The sequence below is a fragment of the Kitasatospora sp. MAP5-34 genome, assembly GCF_029894335.1.
GTDB lineage: Bacteria > Actinomycetota > Actinomycetes > Streptomycetales > Streptomycetaceae > Kitasatospora.
The window spans coordinates 348,524-364,104 of record NZ_JARXZC010000002.1; the positions used below are offsets into that span (position 1 = coordinate 348,524).

Genomic DNA, 15,581 nt, shown 5'->3' on the forward strand with positions numbered 1-15,581 from the left:
GGGTACGGGTACGGCCGAGGCCCCCTCTCCCACGGGGGGAGAGGGGGCCTCAGGTGGCGATCAGACCGAGGTCACGCGGGGATCAGTGGTGGCCGTGGCCACTGGTGATCTCGTGGTGCTCCTCGGCGGTGGGCTTGGCGATCTGGCTGTACTCGCCGAAGTAGCCCTTCGAGATCTTGGCACGGAGCTTGGTGAGGCGCCCGATCTTGCGCTTGACGCCGTTCTCGTCCACCTCGGCCGGGAGCTCCATCGGCTGCAGCTGCTCGTGAGCGGTGAGCTTGTGCAGCTTGTCCGCCGGGAGCTGGGCGTGGATCTCGACGAACTCACCGTGCGGCAGGCGCTTGATGACGCCGGTCTCACGACCGTGCAGCACCTTCTCCTTGTCACGGCGCTGCAGGCCGAGGCACCAGCGCTTGGTGACGAAGAAGACGATGATCGGCACGAGGAAGAAGCTCGTCCGGACGAAGTACGTGATGTCGTTGAGCGACAGGTGCAGGTGGGTGGCGACCAGGTCGTTACCACCGCCGATCAGCATCACCAGGTACCAGCTGATCCAGGCCACACCGAGCGCGGTGCGGACCGGGGCGTTGCGCGGGCGGTCGAGGATGTGGTGCTCGCGCTTGTCGCCGGTGATCCACGACTCGAGGAACGGGTACACCGCGATGACGGCCAGCACCATCGGGAAGACCATCAGCGGGATGAACACACCCAGGTTCAGGGTGTGGCCCCAGAGGTGGATCTCCCAGCCCGGCATGACACGGATCAGGCCCTCGGAGAAGCCCATGTACCAGTCCGGCTGGGCGTCGGTGGACACCTGGTCGGGGCGGTACGGGCCGTACGCCCAGATCGGGTTGACGGTCGCGATCGCGGACATGGCCGCGATGATGCCGAACACCAGGAAGAAGAAGCCACCGGCCTTGGCCATGTAGACCGGCATCAGCGGCATGCCGACGACGTTCTCCTCGGTCTTGCCCGGGCCCGCGAACTGGGTGTGCTTGTGGTAGAAGACCAGGATCAGGTGCGCCACCAGCAGGCCCACCATGATGCCGGGGATCAGCAGCACGTGGACGGTGAAGAGCCTCGGAATGATGTCGTTACCGGGGAACTCGCCGCCGAACATGAACATCTGGAGGTAGGTACCCACCAGCGGGACGGCCAGGACGGCGCCCTCCATGAAGCGGATACCCGTACCGGACAGCAGGTCGTCCGGGAGCGAGTAGCCCATGAAGCCGTCGAACATGCCGAGGAACAGCAGCAGGAAGCCGAACAGCCAGTTGATCTCGCGCGGCTTGCGGAACGCACCGGTGAAGAAGACGCGCATCATGTGCACGAACATCGCGGCGATGAAGACGATCGCCGCCCAGTGGTGGATCTGACGGATCAGCAGGCCACCGCGGACCTCGAAGCTGATGTTCATCGTGGAGGCGTAGGCCTCCGACATCTTGATGCCGTTCAGCGGTGCGTAGGTGCCGTGGTAGACGACCTCGCCCATGCTGGGCGTGAAGAACAGCGTGAGGTAGACACCCGTCAGGATGATGATGACGAAGGTGTAGAGGCAGATCTCACCGAGCATGAAGGACCAGTGGTCCGGGAAGATCTTGCGCAGGTTGGCCTTGGCGAGGGAGTAGATCCCCAGCCGGCCGTCCAGGTAGTCGGCAGCGGCCTCGCCCTTGTTCGCGGGCTTGGCACGGGTGCTGCTCGGCTTGGTAGCGCCAGTGGTGGCGCTGCTCGCGGAACTCATGCGGAGCGCTCCCAGAAGCTCGGGCCGACGGGCTTCGAGAAGTCGCCAGTGGCGATCAGGAAGCCCTTGTCATCAGTGGTGATCTTGAGCTGCGGCAGCGGGTGACCGGCCGGGCCGAAGATCACTCGGGCGCCGTCCGCCAGGTCGAAGGTCGACTGGTGGCAGGGGCACAGGGCGTGGTGGGTCTGCTGCTCGTACAGGCTGATCGGGCAGCCGACGTGGGTGCAGATCTTCGAGTAGGCGAGGATGCCCTGGAAGCCCAGGTCGCTCGAGTCGCTGTCCTTGAGGTCCTCCGGAGCGATCCGGACGAGCATCAGGGCGTCCTTGGCGATCTTCTCCTGGAACTGCTCGTCGTCCTCCGTCAGGCCCTCGGGCTTGGCGAAGGTCAGCGAGCCGACCTGGATGTCCTCGGCCTTCATCGGCAGATCGGTGTTCATGTTGATCAGCTGAATGGGCTGCGCCGGGGTGGCTTCCTGCCAACCGGTGTGGTCGAGCTTGGTCTCGGGCAGCGGGCCCAGGTCGCGCAGCAGCACGACACCGGAGAGCGGCACCAGGGCCATCGAGCCGATCATCGTGTTGCGGATCATCTTGCGGCGGCCGAAGCCGGACTCGGCGGCACCGGTCTTGAACTGCTCGATGACGTCCGCGCGGACCTCGTCGTCAGCCTCGATCGGGTGACGCTCGGCCGGGACCTCGTGGTCCGACATCAGCGTGCGGGCCCAGTGGACCGCGCCCGCGCCGATGCAGAACAGCGCCACACCCAGGGTCAGGCCGAGCGCGAAGTTCAGCGCGCTGACGTGGCCCAGCGGGAAGATGTAGACGATCTTGTCGATCGGGAAGATCACGTACGAGGCGATGAACCCGGCCGTCGCCAGCATCGACACGATGAACATGAGCGAGACCTGGCGCTCGGCGCGCTTGGCGGCCCGCTCGTCGATGTCGGTACGACGGGGCTGGTGGACCGGCAGGCCGGGGTCGGCGAACGGGTCGCCGTGCGGGGCGACGTCGTGACCGTGGGAGGCGTCGTGCGCCTCCGGCAGCTTGTTCTCTGGCATGTTGTCGTGGCTCATGACTTCTTGGCCTTGGTGGTGTGGGCGGCGACCCAGATCGCGACCGCGATGAGAGCGCCGAGACCGAAGATCCAGCCGAACAGACCCTCGGTCACCGGACCGAGGCTGCCCAGGGCGAGACCGCCGGGGTTGGGCTCTTCGCTGGTGGTGTGGCGGACGAACGCCACGATCTGCTTCTTCTGCGCTTCCGGCATGGTGCTGTCGGGGAACGACGGCATGTTCTGCGGGCCGGTCTGCATGGCCTCGTAGATGTGCTTCGGGTCGACACCGTCGAGCGACGGGGCGTACTTGCCCTGCGTCAGGGCACCACCCGAGCCAGCGAAGTTGTGGCACTGGGCGCAGTTGGTGCGGAACAGCTCGCCACCCTTGGCCACGTCGTCCGGGCTGGTGGAGGTGTACTGGTCCTTGGTCGGTACCACCGGGCCCGGGCCGAACGAGGCCACGAACGCGGCCAGCTGGTCGATCTCGGCCTGGCTGTAGATGACCTTCTTGCGCGGGATCTGGGCACCGGGCTGCTGCGCGGGCATCCGGCCGGTGCCGACCTGGAAGTCGACCGCGGCGGAGCCGACGCCGACCAGGCTCGGACCGGTGGAGCTGCCCTGGCCGTTGAGGCCGTGGCAGGAGGAGCAGCCAACGGCGAAGAGCCGCTTGCCCTCATCGATCGCGAGCGACTGCGCCGAGGAGTCGGCCTGTGCCTTCTCGGCGGGCGCGAACGCGGCGTACAGCCCCCCGGTCACCGCCAGGGCGAAGAGTAGGACGACCAGCGCCGCCAGTGGGTGGCGCCGTCGTGCGGAGAGCTTTTTCACGGAATAACCCCGGTGTCAGGATCTGGTCGGCTGGGGGTGCGCCCGGAGGTCGGCCCGGTCGGTCCGGCCCGGGGGGCGCGCGGTCGGTCGGTACGGGCCTGCGTGGTCCGGCCGGCAGCCAGCGACCTGATCAGCTGGTTACTTGATCAGGTAGATGGTCGCGAACAGGCCGATCCACACGACGTCGACGAAGTGCCAGTAGTACGACACCACGATCGCGGCGGTGGCCTGCTCGTGCGTGAACCGCTTGGCTGCGTACGTCCGTCCCAGGACCAGCAGGAAGGCGATCAGACCACCCGTCACGTGCATGCCGTGAAAGCCGGTGGTCAGGTAGAACACCGTGCCGTACGGGTCGGAGGACAGCGAGAGGCCGTCCTTCTTGACCAGCTCGGTGTACTCGAAGATCTGCCCGCCGATGAAGATCGCGCCCATCGCGAAAGTGCAGATGAACCACGAACGGAGCTTCTTCACGTCACCGCGCTCGGCGGCGAAGACGCCGAGCTGGCAGGTGACGGAGGAGAGCACCAGGATCGTGGTGTTTCCTGCCGAGAAGGGGACGTTGAGGGCGTGTGCCTTCTCCGCCCAGAACGCTGGGCCCTTGACCGAGCGGAGCGTGAAGTACATCGCGAAGAGGGCCGCGAAGAACATCAGCTCGGAGCTCAGCCAGACAATGGTTCCGACGCTGACCAGGTTCGGCCTGTTGACCGCTCCGTGCGCGTGTCCGGTTTCTGTTGCTGTTGCTGTCGCCACGACGGACATTATGTCGGTCCCTTATTCCGTCTTCACGCCGGGGGGTGTACCTCGGAGTGTCCGGTGCGTGCGGTATGCCCCGTTGAGGGCCGACGGGGCGTCCGGTGAGGGGGTTGAGGAGGCCGTGTCCGATTTCTGACGGTTCTTCGGGGGGCTCCGGAGTCCCGGATCACTCCTCTGCCCTGCGTGTCACTGCCGCCTGGCGGCCCGGCGATGGGCTAGCGCATCAGCCGTACGGGTGATGTAAGCCGCTCAGGGTGACGGTCCGTCCTCCGACTGGGTGACGCCTGGGCGCGGCGCCTTGAGGGAGATCGGGTCAAGGGGTCACCACGGGGGGTGGTCGGGAGTAGCATCCGGAAGTGAGAGTGGCCCGGATCACACCGGGTCGGAGCGAGCCGCACAGCTGTCGTGGCTGCAGCTGTCGTATCTGAAGATTTCGTACCCAAGAGGACGAGCACCCGGGAGCAGGGCCCATGGCGCACACGACCGACGAGACGCTCACTGTTCTTGTCTACAGCGATGACCGCAACACCCGTGAGCAGGTGTCGCTCGCGCTCGGCCGGCGCCCGGCCGCGGACGTCCCCGAGGTGAGCTACCTGGAGTGCGCGACGCTGCCGGCCGTGCTGCGCGCGCTGGAGAAGGGCGGCGTCGACCTCTGCGTCCTGGACGGCGAGGCCACCCCGGCGGGTGGCCTCGGGGTCGCCCGGCAGATCAAGGACGAGATCTACGGCTGCCCGCCCGTCCTGGTGCTGATCGGCCGCCCGCAGGACTCCTGGCTGGCCGCCTGGAGCCGCGCGGACGCCGCCATCTCGCACCCGGTCGACCCGGTCGCGCTGTCCGGGGCGGCCGCCGCACTGCTGCGGGCGCGGATCGCCGGGCGGACACCCGCGAGCCACTGACCCGTCGGGAGGGCTCTGCTCGGCAGTGCTCATTCCAACTCGCCCTACTCGTCTCAGCAGGAGAGAAGGCACCGGGAGATCGCGGCACCGGCGTGGTACCGCTCGCTAGGCTGGCTCCGTCCCTTTTGGTTCGTGAAGCGATGAGAGCTGGAGTCAGCCATGGTGAACGTGCAGCCTGCGAACGGTGGTAGCGACCCCGCGCAGGTGGTCCGCTCCTGGCCGGATCTCCTCAGCGCACTGCTGGCCGGTACCGACCTGACCCGGCGGGACACCGCCTGGGCGATGGACCGCATCATGCGCGGCGAGGCCAGCCCGGTGCAGGTCGCGGGTTTCATGGTCGCGCTGCGGGCCAAGGGCGAGACGGTGGAGGAGATCTCCGGTCTGGTCGAGGCGATGTACGAGCACGCCGAGCCGCTGTACATCCCCGGCCCGGCGGTGGACATCGTCGGTACCGGCGGCGACCGGGCCAAGACGGTCAACATCTCCACCATGTCGGCGATCGTCGCGGCGGCGGCCGGCGCCAAGGTGGTCAAGCACGGCAACCGGGCCGCCTCCTCCGCCAGCGGCGCCACCGACGTACTGGAGAAGCTCGGCATCAGCTCGGACGTCTCCGTCCGGCGGGTCGCCGAGATCGCCGAGGAGGTCGGGCTCACCTTCTGCTTCGCGTCCAAGTTCCACCCCGCGATGCGGCACGCGGCCCCGGCCCGGCGCGACCTCGGGGTGCCGACCGCCTTCAACATCCTCGGCCCGCTCACCAACCCGGCCCGCGTCAGCGCGCACGCGATCGGCTGCTTCGACACCCGGCTGGCCGGGCTGATCGCCGGCGTACTGGCCGCGCGCGGCGCCACCGGCCTGGTCTTCCGGGGCGACGACGGGCTGGACGAACTGACCATCTCCACCACCTCCCGGGTCTGGATCGTCAAGGACGGCGGGATCACCGAGACCGCCTTCGACCCGCGCGAGGTCGGCATCGAGCTGGTCGGCATCGAAGCCCTGCGCGGCGCCGACCCCGAGTACAACGCGGCCGTGGCCCGGCGCGTGTTCGCGGGCGAGCACGGCCCGGTCCGGGACGCCGTCCTGCTCAACACGGCGGCGGCCCTGGCCGCCCTCGACCTGACGGACGCTCCGCTGCCCGAGCAGCTCGCCGCAGGCATGGCGCGGGCGGCCACGGCGATCGACTCCGGTGCGGCGGAGGCGACCCTCAAGCGCTGGGCGGAGGCGACGCTGCGGCGCTAGCCACTGGGGGCGCGGGGAACTGCCGGGTGCTCGAGTGGGTCCAGTTGAGGTCTGAGCCTTCCGTTTCGCGCAGTTCCCCGCGCCCCTGTGGTTGGCCCGTCCGGATGGTGGATGGGTGTTTGACCATCGATTGGTCGCCGCATAGAGTCCACGGCAGGTCATGAGTGACAGCGATAAGCCCCAGCTTGCTGTCCGGCAACCCTCCGTCCGTGGCGGGGTGCCCTGGGTGAGGACCGGGCTTCGCGGCGGACCGTCCGCGTGGCAAGCGCGGGCCACCGGTGTATCCATGCACTCCCGGGGTCCTGACCTCAGAGGAGTGCACAGCCATGTCCGTCGCCGCCGATCTCCGTACCCCGCTCGCCGTCCTCGGTCATGACGTCCAGGTGCCCCTGGTCTCCGGCGAGAAGGTCGGCTACGCCGCGCTCGACTACGCCGCCAGCTCCCCGGCGTTGCAGCGGGTCTGGGACGACGTCGCCGCGTACGCCCCCTACTACGGCAGCGTGCACCGGGGGGCCGGGTACCTCTCGCAGCTCTCCACCGACCTGTTCGAGCAGAGCCGCCGCACCGTGGAGGAGTTCCTCGACCTCCGTGCGGACGACCAGGTGGTCTTCACCCGGGCCACCACCGACTCGCTGAACCTGCTGGCGGGCGTTCTCCCCGCCGGGACGCGGGTGTTCGCGTTCGAGACCGAGCACCACGCCTCGCTGCTGCCCTGGCGCCGCGAGGGCCTGACGGTCGGTTACCTGCGCGCCCCGCGCTCGCACGCCGAGGCCGTCGCCCGGCTGGAGGAGGCGCTCGCGGCGGCGCCTGAGGGGCCCAAGCTGTTCTGTGTCACGGGCGCCTCGAACGTGACCGGCGAGCTGTGGCCCGTCGCCGAGCTCACCGAGACCGCCCACCGGTACGGCGCCCGGGTCGTCCTGGACGCCGCGCAGCTCGCCCCGCACCACCGGGTCTCCGTCCGCGAGTTGGGCGTCGACTGGATCGCCTTCTCCGGCCACAAGCTGTACGCCCCCTTCGGCGCGGGCGTGCTGGCCGGACGCAGCGATTGGCTGGACGCCGCCGAGCCGTACCTCGCCGGGGGCGGCGCCAGCCGTACCGTGGCGCGGGAGGCGGACGGTTCGGTCGCCGTCGAGTGGCAGACCGGCCCGGCGCGGCACGAGGCCGGCTCGCCGAACGTGATCGGCGCCTACGCCGTCGCCTCGGCCTGCCGGGCGCTCACCGAGGCCGGGTTCGACGCGCTGGAGGCCCGCGAGGGGCAGCTGATCGCCCGTCTGACGGCCGGGCTGGCCGAGATCCCCGAGGTCAGGGTGCTCAGCCTGTTCGGCCCGGAGGCCGCGCGGGTCGGCGTGCTCTCGTTCGTCGTACAGGGTTGGAACAGCTCGCACTTCTCCGCCGCGCTCTCCGCCGAGTACGGCATCGGCGTCCGGGACGGCCTGTTCTGTGCGCACCCGCTGGTCCGGACGCTGCTGGGCAGCGAGGACGGCGCGCCGTCCGAGTGCGGTGCGCCGGAGCCCTCGCTGCCGGGCGAGCGGAGCCTGAACGCGATCCGGGTCAGTTTCGGCGCGGGCACCCCGGACGAGCACCTGGACCGCTTCCTGACCGCCGTCCGCGAGTTGGTCACCGACGGCGCGCGGTGGAGCTACCGCAGTGAGGGCGGCCGCTGTGTCGCTGACACTCGTCGGGGCTGAGTAGTGCGCAGCAGGGTGCGGGTTGCTGTCGGCGAAGCGGTGTCGGATGTTGCCTTCCGGTTTCGCGCAGTTCCCCGCGCCCCTGAGGGGGTACCCCTCAGTCTTCGAGGCCGAGGGCGAAGGCGGCTTCGAGGTCGTGTTGGGAGTAGGTGCGGAAGGCGATCTGGGTCTCGGTGTGCTCGACGCCGGGGACCTTGTTGAGCCGGCCGGGGATCACTGCGGCGAGGTCGTCGTGCTGCCGTACCCGGACCATCGCGACCAGGTCGTAGCCGCCGGTCACGGAGTAGACCTCGCTGACGCCCTCGATGGCGGCGATCGCCTCGGCGATCTCGGGGATGCGGTCGACGCTGGTCCTGATGAGAACGATCGCGGTGATCACTCGGGGGCTCCTGTCCATGGGGGTCGTCGCCAGCGTAGCGGGCGGGCGGTGGCGGCCCAGGCTGCCAGGTACCCGGCGGTGAAGCCGATGACATGGACGAGGTACGCCACCCCGGTCCCGCCCGAGTGCACCGACCACCATTGGAGGCCGAACCACAGGCCCAGCACCAGCCAGGCGGGGAACCGCAGCGGCAGGAAGAACAGCAGCGGGACGAGCGTCGTCACGCGGGCCCTCGGGTAGAGCCGCAGGTACGCGCCGAGCACCCCGGCGATCGCGCCCGAGGCGCCGACCAGCGCGCGTACCGAGTCGGTGGAGCCCACCTCGGCCAGTGCGTAGCCGTACGTGGCGAGGTAGCCCACCGCGAGGTAGAGGAGCAGGAACCGGGCCCGCCCGAAGCGTTCCTCGACGCCGGGGCCGAAGACGAAGAGGAAGAGCACGTTGCCCAGCAGGTGCAACCACCCGGCGTGCACGAAGAGCGAGCTGAGCACCGACAGCACCGGGATCTTGTGGGGTGCGGGGGAGACCGTGCAGTCCGGTACCACCTTCGGCAGGTCGGCGAGTTGACCGGCGGTCAGCGGCCGGTCGCCGATCAGTTCGGCGGGGACGGCGCCCCAGCGCTGCTCGTACCGCTGCTCGGCGCAGACCCGGGCCGGGCCGGTGCCGTAACGGGGGTTGAGCCCGAAGCTCGGGCCGGTCAGCAGGACGAGTGCGCTGACCGCGATGAGGGTGAGGGTGACGACCGCCGGCCGGCCGGGTGGGCCGGTGTCCCGCGTGGCGGGCTGGTCGAGGACGGGAGTCACCATGCTGCGAGCATTCCTCGGGCCGCCGGACCTGACACCGCGTTGTACTGCGTGCGGGTGAACGCGGGTGAGCCCAGGACCGGTGGACGGCGACGGACCGGCAGGCAATAGGCTTTGCGCATCCAGACCTGTCCGGACCTGGGTGACAGCCGAGAGGACCCCCGATGACCATCGCCGCCCCCACCGCTGAGACCCGCTGGCGCTGCACGCTCTGCGGCAACCTGACCCGGTTCGACGTGACCAGGTCTGCCCGGGTGGTCGAGTTCCTGCACTTCGACCTCGCGGGTGAGTCCAAGGTGGAGGAGACCGAGGTGCTCTCCGAGACGGTGGAGTCGGTGCGCTGCCGCTGGTGCAACGCGGTGGACCAGATCGAGCTGGTGGCTCGTCCGGGCGCCGAGGAGTAGCAGCCGGAGTGTGGCGTGGTCCCGAGTGGGGCACGGTACCCGGGACAATTGCAGAGAGCGGTGTGTTTGAGGGCAGCGGCAACCGGCCGTACGGACCCCGCAGAGCAGGATCGGAGCCGAGGACGTGGTGGACGCAGCGAGGGGGCCAGCCGAGCCGCAGGGGCAGCCGCCTGCTGCGCCGGAGGCCGAGGCGGTGCTCCGCGACGCCCCCGGGGAACCCTCCGAGACCGTAGCCGAGGCCGCTCCCGAGGACAGCCCCTCGGAGGTTGTCGCCGAGCAACTGGACCGGCCGTTGCCCGAGGGCGTCCGCCGCCGGGTCGTCGGCATCGCCGCCGACGCCCTGGGTGGTCTGACCCCGGCGGACCTGCCGGCCACGCTGCGCCAGTACGCCAAGTTCACCCCCGCCCGCCGGGCCAAGTACGCGGGCACCGCACTGGCCGCCGCGCTGGAGTCCGAGCCCGCGTTCCGGGTCCGGATAGCGGAGCGGCTGCGCCTGGGGCAGCCCGACCTGGTGAAGGCCCTGGAGGCGGGCACCGTCCCCGGCGCCGCCGACCCGATGGATGTGGCCGCCGCCGCGTACCTGATCCGTCCTGCGGGCTGGAGCCGGCTGGTCGCCGAGGCGGGCGAGCTGGTCGAGCGGGCCGGGGCCGAGGGGATGGCCGCCGAGGCGACCCGACTGGTGGAGAAGTTGCAGGCGGAGCTCGCCGAGCTGCGGGTCCAGGCCCGCGCGGACCTGGACCGCCAGCGGGTCGACGCCGAGGGCGTGCGCCGGGAGGCCGACTCGCTGCGCAAGAAGGTCCGGAGTCTGGAGAGCGACACCCGCCGGGCCCAGGCGGAGGTCCGCAAGCTGCAGTCCGAGCTGGACGCCTCGAAGGCGCTGACCGCTGCCGAGCGCAGCGCCGCCGAGAGCGAGGCGCGCCGGCTGCGGCACCGGGTCTCCGAGCTGGAGACGGCCCTCGAGGCCGGCCGTCGTTCGGCCCGCGAAGGGCGGACCGTCGAGGAGATGCGGCTGCGGCTGCTGCTGGACACCGTGCTGCAGTCGGCGCAGGGCCTGCAACGGGAGTTGGCGCTGCCGGTCTCCCAGATCCACCCGGCCGATCTGGTGGAGGCGGTGGTGCCGAGCTCCGCCTCGCCGCACGACGTGGCCCGCCGGGCACTCGCCGAGGACGACCCGGCGCTGCTGGACCAGCTGTTGGCGATCCCTCAGGTGCACCTGGTGGTGGACGGCTACAACGTCACCAAGACCGGCTATCCGGCGCTGCCGCTGGAGCAGCAGCGGATCCGGCTGCTCGGCGGCCTGGCGATGCTGGCCCAGCGCACCCAGGCGGAGGTCACCTGCGTCTTCGACGGGCAGGACCTGGACGTCCCGGTCATCATGGCACCGCCGCGTGGGGTGCGGGTGCGGTTCAGCCGGACCGGTGAGACGGCGGACGAGCTGATCCGCCGCCTGGTCCGGGCCGAGCCGCAGGGGCGGCCGGTGGTGGTGGTCTCCACCGACAAGGAGGTCGCCGACGGCGTGCGCAAGGCGGGTGCCCGTCCGGTGGCGTCGATCCTGCTGCTCAACCGGCTGGCCCGGGCCTGACAGCGCGGGCTGCGCGTCCTGACCGCCGTTCAGGGGGCGGCTGTGGGGTTGCTGTGTCGGTCCGGTGAAGCCCGGTCGGGCGGGTGGTTCGTGGCAGCAGGGGAGTGGCGCGAGCCTGCCATCTTCATTAGGGTCTGGCGTCAAACCTATTTTCCGGACACTCGCCCTAACGGGTCGGTCCAGCAGGAAGAAGGAGCAAGTCCCTTGGCCTCCCACCGTCGTCCGAAGCAGCCGAGCCGCGCACGGGTCGTCGTGCTGACCGCTGCCGCAGCGACCGCGGTCGCTCTGTCCGCCCAGGTGAGCGCGTCCGCAGCGCCGGCCAAACCGTCCACGGACGAGGTCAAGGCCCAGGTGGACAAGCTGACGCAGGACCAGGAGGTGGCCTCCGAGACCTACGACGGCGCCAAGGAGCGGGCCGACCAGCTGCGCCAGCAGGCCGCCCAGCTGCAGGACCAGGTCGCCCGGGGGCAGGACCAGATGACCCAGCTGGAGGTCGGCCTCGCGGCTGTCGCGGGCGAGCAGTATCGTTCCGGCGGCATCGACCAGTCGGTGCAGCTGATGCTCTCCTCCGACCCGGCGAACTACCTGGCGCAGGCGTCCGGCGCCGAGCAGATCACGGCGACCGAGGCCGAGACCCTGAAGCAGCTGAAGGACCAGCAGCGACGGCTCGACCAGGAGAAGCAGGAAGCCGCGGACATCCTCGCGCAGCTGGACCGCAGCACCCAGACCCTGAACGAGGCCAAGGCCACCGTCCAGCAGAAGCTCCAGGACTCCCGGAACCTGCTGAACCAGCTCAGCGCCGCCGACCGCGCGGCGGTCGTCGGGGACCGGGCCTCGCGCAGCGACGCCCGCTTCAACCTGGCCAACCTCCCGCAGCCCGGTGGCTACGCCGGGGCGGCCGTCGCCGCCGCGATGAGCAGGCGCGGCGACGCCTACGTCTGGGGCGCCATCGGTCCGAGCACCTTCGACTGTTCGGGTCTGATGCAGTGGGCGTACGCCCAGGCGGGTGTCTCGCTGCCGCGTACCTCGCAGGAGCAGGCGACCGTCGGCACGAACGTCGGCACCGACATCTCCCTCGCCCAGCCGGGCGACCTGGTCATCTTCTTCGGCGACCAGCACCACGTCGGGATGTACATCGGCAACGGTCTGGTGGTGCACGCGCCGAAGACCGGCGACGTGGTCAAGGTGATGCCGGCGAACACGCTGCCGATCAGCACCATCCGCCGGGTCTGAACCACTGAGGTCCACCCCGCCGGATCCGGCATCGGCTTGGGCTGCGCTCCCGCTCAAAGCGGACATTTGCCTATGGTTCGGCACAACTGACGCATGATGACATGTGCGGGCCCGTCGAAGTCGTCCTGTGATCCGGGACACCTTCGACGGGCCTGTTTTGCGACCTCGGGCCGGTGATTCATCGGCCCACCGTGCAAGTACCGTCACACTCGGTGCCGCGAGCCGTTAAAACTGGCTCATATTCAGAGTTTTTTCTGACAAGGATTTGAACCGATCACGGTTCCGTTACTAAGGTCATACCTCGAACCACCGCGTGGTCGATCACCCAACCTGGGTGGCGGGCGGGGGTTACCGCCGAGTCCGAGAAGCAGCACGGCAGGTCAACTGCCAGATGGGGAAGCCCTTCGGGGTGCTGTGTATCGGAGCCGGGGAACCACGTTCCTCGGGGTGAATCGGCGCCAGGTCGAGTGACCGTCGCAACTGGGTGGTCGTCGGTGAGGCGTCGTAGGGCATCTCTTCCAGCCCGAACCCGTCAGCTCACCCGGTAGGCGGCCGTAGGAAGAAGGAGCCCGCCCTAGTGGCGTCCCATCGTCGTCCCAAGCCCGCCAGCCGCACCCGTGTCTCGATCATGACCGCGGCCGCGGCCACCGCCGTCGCCCTCTCCTCCCAGGCCGGCGCCCACGCCGACCCGGCGCCGAACAAGGACCAGGTCAAGGCGCAGGTCGACCAGCTGAATCAGCAGGCCGAGGCCGCCACCGAGAAGTACGACGGGGCGACCGAGCAGGAGCAGACCCTGCAGAAGCAGGTCAGCGCCCTGCAGGACCAGGTGGCCAGGCAGCAGGACCAGGTGAGCACCATTCAGGTCGGCCTGGGTGAGATCGCTGCGGACCAGTACCGCAACGGCGGTATCTCGCCCACCGTTCAGCTGATGCTCTCCAGCACCCCGGACTCCTTCCTGACCCAGGCCGGTTCGATGAGCCAGCTCAGCGCCTCGCAGGCCGACGCGCTGAAGGAGCTCAAGTCCGAGCAGAGCAAGCTGGACCAGCAGAAGGCCGAGGCGCAGGACAAGCTCGCCCAGCTCGACGCGACCACCAAGAACCTCAAGGCCGACAAGGAAGAGATCCAGGCCAAGCTGGCCCAGGCCCAGGCGCTGCTGAACACGCTGACCCAGCAGGAGCGCGACGCCCTCGCCGCTGCCGACGCCAAGTCCGCCGCTGACGCTGCGGCTGCCGCCAAGGCCGTTACGGCCTCGTCCTCCTCGGCGGACCGGGCCTCGCGCGGCTCCTCCCGCCCCGTCCTGGGCAACGCCCCGGCCGGCTCGTACGCCGCCGCCGCGATAGCCGCCGCCGAGAGCAGGCTCGGTGACCCGTACCACTACGGTGACACCGGCCCGAACTCCTTCGACTGCTCGGGTCTGATGCAGTGGTCGTTCGCCCAGGCGGGTATCTCGCTGCCGCGTACGTCGGAGGAGCAGTGGGCCTACGGTAAGGACCTCGGCACCGACATCTCCGTCGCCCAGCCCGGCGATCTGCTCATCTTCGAGGGCGGCGGCCACGTCGGCCTGTACATCGGCAACGGCACGTTCATCCACGCCCCGCGCGCCGGCGAGAACGTCCGCTACGAGCAGGTCGCGTACATGAACCTCACGGCCATCGTCCGGATCTGACGCTCTTCTCGCAGGGCCTCCGGCCAGGCACAGGCCCGGCGCTCCCACCCTCCGGTGGGGCGCCGGGCCTGCGGCGTTTCCTGGCAGTGGATCTGATGTCCGATTAGAGGGCAAATATTCGAGCTTGTCAGCGTTTGGACTAGATCGCCGCGACTCGCTAACGTCTGCCCCCGGACCTCCGTGAGGACGACCGCCCGGCCCGGGCGGCGGCGGTGGTCCTGCCGCAGGGATGGAGCCGTCGCCGGATGTCGATGAACCGCCGTTCCCCGCTGCCGGGCGCGACCCGCCTGGCCCGTGCGCTGGTACTCACGGCGGCGGCGACCAGTGCGCTCGGTCTGGTGGTCGGTGGCGGCACCGCCCAGGCCGTCCCCGGGGCGCCTGCCGAGCCGCCGTCCAAGAAGGACGTCAAGGCCCAGGTCGACCAGCTCTACGACGAGGCCGAGCAGGCCTCGGAGAAGTTCAACGCGGCCCAGGAGTACCAGAAGCGGCTCGAGGGCGAGACCGGCGCCCTGCAGAGCCAGGTGGCGGCCGGTCAGGAGGAGCTCAACCGGCTGCGCACGGACCTGGGCGCGGTCGCCGCCGCCGAGTACCGGGCCGGGGGTATCGACCCGATGGTCCAGCTGATGCTGGACTCCGACCCGGCCGCCTACCTCAGCCGGGCCCGCAGCCTCGCCCAGGCCGCCGAGCGGCAGCGGGACACCCTGCACGAACTGGTCGACCGTCAGCGCCGGCTGGACCAGCGACGGTCGGAGGCCACCGCCAAGCTCGCCGAGCTGGAGCAGGTCCGCCGCTCCCTCGCGGAGAGCAAACGGGACGTCCAGCAGCGGCTCTCCGAGGCCCGGCAACTGCTGAACAGCCTCGACTCCGGGGAGCGGGCCCGGCTCGCCGCCCAGGACGCCCAGGACGCCGAGAACCGCGCCACCCGGGGCACCGACCGGCTCGACCTCGGCAACCAGTCGGCCTCCTCCGACCGCGCGGCCGCCGCGCTGGCGGCGGCCGTCGGGAAGATCGGCTCGCCGTACGTCTACGGATCCACCGGCCCGGGCTCGTTCGACTGCTCCGGTCTGATGTACTGGAGCTGGCGGCAGGCGGGTGTCTCGCTGCCGCGCACCTCGCAGGAGCAGGCCAACGCGGGGCAGCGGGTGAGCCTGTCCGAGGCGAGACCGGGAGACCTGGTGATCTTCTACAAGGACGCGCACCACGTCGGCATGTACGTCGGCGGCGGTGTGGTCGTGCACGCCCCTTACCCGGGCGCCCGGGTCCGCTACGAGAGTGTCAGCCACATGCCGGTCAGCGCGGTCGTGCGGCCCTGAGCACCGACGGCGAA

Annotated in this window: 14 protein-coding genes and 2 riboswitches; of the genes, 8 read left to right on the plus strand and 6 right to left on the minus strand. The window is 70.1% G+C overall.

Annotated features, from left to right (window positions below):
* Positions 1 to 82 precede the first annotated feature (82 nt).
* From P3T29_RS03525 to P3T29_RS03540, 4 genes are all read right to left on the minus strand, one after another.
* Positions 83 to 1,741, minus strand: coding sequence for a cytochrome bc complex cytochrome b subunit (locus P3T29_RS03525; RefSeq protein WP_280714733.1), 1,659 nt, complete (start codon positions 1,739 to 1,741; stop codon positions 83 to 85).
* On the minus strand, positions 1,738 to 2,811 hold the full coding sequence (locus P3T29_RS03530) for a Rieske 2Fe-2S domain-containing protein (protein WP_280714734.1): 1,074 nt from the start codon (positions 2,809 to 2,811) through the stop codon (positions 1,738 to 1,740). Before P3T29_RS03530 ends, P3T29_RS03525 begins: the two co-directional genes overlap by 4 nt.
* Entirely contained in the window at positions 2,808 to 3,617 is an 810-nt protein-coding gene (locus tag P3T29_RS03535) for a c-type cytochrome (protein WP_280714735.1), read from the minus strand. Before P3T29_RS03535 ends, P3T29_RS03530 begins: the two co-directional genes overlap by 4 nt.
* A gap of 138 nt (positions 3,618 to 3,755) precedes the next feature.
* Entirely contained in the window at positions 3,756 to 4,376 is a 621-nt protein-coding gene (locus tag P3T29_RS03540) for a heme-copper oxidase subunit III (RefSeq protein WP_280714736.1), read from the minus strand.
* Between the two features lie 464 nt (positions 4,377 to 4,840).
* Here P3T29_RS03540 and P3T29_RS03545 point away from each other — a divergent pair, with 464 nt between their 5' ends.
* The 3 genes from P3T29_RS03545 to P3T29_RS03555 all read left to right on the plus strand — a co-directional run bounded on the left by P3T29_RS03545 (position 4,841) and on the right by P3T29_RS03555 (position 8,190).
* Complete coding sequence (locus P3T29_RS03545; RefSeq protein ID WP_280714737.1) at positions 4,841 to 5,266, plus strand: hypothetical protein; 426 nt, start codon at positions 4,841 to 4,843, stop codon at positions 5,264 to 5,266.
* Between the two features lie 159 nt (positions 5,267 to 5,425).
* Positions 5,426 to 6,502: an anthranilate phosphoribosyltransferase gene (trpD, locus tag P3T29_RS03550; protein ID WP_280714738.1), complete on the plus strand. Its 1,077-nt coding sequence runs from the start codon at positions 5,426 to 5,428 to the stop codon at positions 6,500 to 6,502.
* 156 nt (positions 6,503 to 6,658) lie between these two features.
* Positions 6,659 to 6,776: riboswitch (SAM riboswitch) on the plus strand.
* A 52-nt stretch (positions 6,777 to 6,828) separates the two neighbouring features.
* The gene (locus P3T29_RS03555; RefSeq protein ID WP_280714739.1) at positions 6,829 to 8,190 is read left to right on the plus strand and encodes an aminotransferase class V-fold PLP-dependent enzyme; all 1,362 of its coding nucleotides are present in this window, start codon (positions 6,829 to 6,831) and stop codon (positions 8,188 to 8,190) included.
* Between the two features lie 97 nt (positions 8,191 to 8,287).
* Here P3T29_RS03555 and P3T29_RS03560 read toward each other — a convergent pair whose 3' ends face one another.
* Both P3T29_RS03560 and P3T29_RS03565 read right to left on the minus strand, forming a co-directional pair.
* Positions 8,288 to 8,569, minus strand: coding sequence for an Lrp/AsnC ligand binding domain-containing protein (locus P3T29_RS03560; RefSeq protein WP_280714740.1), 282 nt, complete (start codon positions 8,567 to 8,569; stop codon positions 8,288 to 8,290).
* Positions 8,566 to 9,372, minus strand: coding sequence for a rhomboid family intramembrane serine protease (locus P3T29_RS03565; protein ID WP_280714741.1), 807 nt, complete (start codon positions 9,370 to 9,372; stop codon positions 8,566 to 8,568). Before P3T29_RS03565 ends, P3T29_RS03560 begins: the two co-directional genes overlap by 4 nt.
* A 161-nt stretch (positions 9,373 to 9,533) precedes the next feature.
* Between P3T29_RS03565 and P3T29_RS03570 the strand changes: the two genes are divergently transcribed.
* From P3T29_RS03570 to P3T29_RS03590, 5 genes are all read left to right on the plus strand, one after another.
* On the plus strand, positions 9,534 to 9,773 hold the full coding sequence (locus P3T29_RS03570) for a hypothetical protein (protein ID WP_280714742.1): 240 nt from the start codon (positions 9,534 to 9,536) through the stop codon (positions 9,771 to 9,773).
* 280 nt (positions 9,774 to 10,053) lie between these two features.
* Complete coding sequence (locus P3T29_RS03575; RefSeq protein ID WP_280714780.1) at positions 10,054 to 11,355, plus strand: NYN domain-containing protein; 1,302 nt, start codon at positions 10,054 to 10,056, stop codon at positions 11,353 to 11,355.
* A 204-nt stretch (positions 11,356 to 11,559) separates the two neighbouring features.
* The gene (locus P3T29_RS03580; RefSeq protein WP_280714743.1) at positions 11,560 to 12,588 is read left to right on the plus strand and encodes a C40 family peptidase; all 1,029 of its coding nucleotides are present in this window, start codon (positions 11,560 to 11,562) and stop codon (positions 12,586 to 12,588) included.
* Between the two features lie 375 nt (positions 12,589 to 12,963).
* Positions 12,964 to 13,155, plus strand: a riboswitch (cyclic di-AMP (ydaO/yuaA leader).
* A gap of 61 nt (positions 13,156 to 13,216) precedes the next feature.
* Entirely contained in the window at positions 13,217 to 14,254 is a 1,038-nt protein-coding gene (locus P3T29_RS03585; RefSeq protein WP_280714744.1) for a C40 family peptidase, read from the plus strand.
* A 245-nt stretch (positions 14,255 to 14,499) separates the two neighbouring features.
* Positions 14,500 to 15,567, plus strand: coding sequence for a C40 family peptidase (locus tag P3T29_RS03590; RefSeq protein WP_280714745.1), 1,068 nt, complete (start codon positions 14,500 to 14,502; stop codon positions 15,565 to 15,567).
* Positions 15,568 to 15,581 lie beyond the last annotated feature (14 nt).

Excerpts from the sequence above, each read along its gene's own strand:
- P3T29_RS03565 (WP_280714741.1), bottom strand. The coding sequence starts at position 9,372 with ATGGTGACTCCCGTCCTCGACCAGCCCGCCACGCGGGACACCGGCCCA.
- P3T29_RS03540 (WP_280714736.1), bottom strand. The coding sequence starts at position 4,376 with ATGTCCGTCGTGGCGACAGCAACAGCAACAGAAACCGGACACGCGCAC.
- P3T29_RS03570 (WP_280714742.1), top strand. The coding sequence starts at position 9,534 with ATGACCATCGCCGCCCCCACCGCTGAGACCCGCTGGCGCTGCACGCTC.
- P3T29_RS03530 (WP_280714734.1), bottom strand. The coding sequence starts at position 2,811 with ATGAGCCACGACAACATGCCAGAGAACAAGCTGCCGGAGGCGCACGAC.
- P3T29_RS03545 (WP_280714737.1), top strand. The coding sequence starts at position 4,841 with ATGGCGCACACGACCGACGAGACGCTCACTGTTCTTGTCTACAGCGAT.
- P3T29_RS03585 (WP_280714744.1), top strand. The coding sequence starts at position 13,217 with ATGACCGCGGCCGCGGCCACCGCCGTCGCCCTCTCCTCCCAGGCCGGC.
- trpD (WP_280714738.1), top strand. The coding sequence starts at position 5,426 with ATGGTGAACGTGCAGCCTGCGAACGGTGGTAGCGACCCCGCGCAGGTG.
- P3T29_RS03555 (WP_280714739.1), top strand. The coding sequence starts at position 6,829 with ATGTCCGTCGCCGCCGATCTCCGTACCCCGCTCGCCGTCCTCGGTCAT.
- P3T29_RS03525 (WP_280714733.1), bottom strand. The coding sequence starts at position 1,741 with ATGAGTTCCGCGAGCAGCGCCACCACTGGCGCTACCAAGCCGAGCAGC.
- P3T29_RS03590 (WP_280714745.1), top strand. The coding sequence starts at position 14,500 with ATGTCGATGAACCGCCGTTCCCCGCTGCCGGGCGCGACCCGCCTGGCC.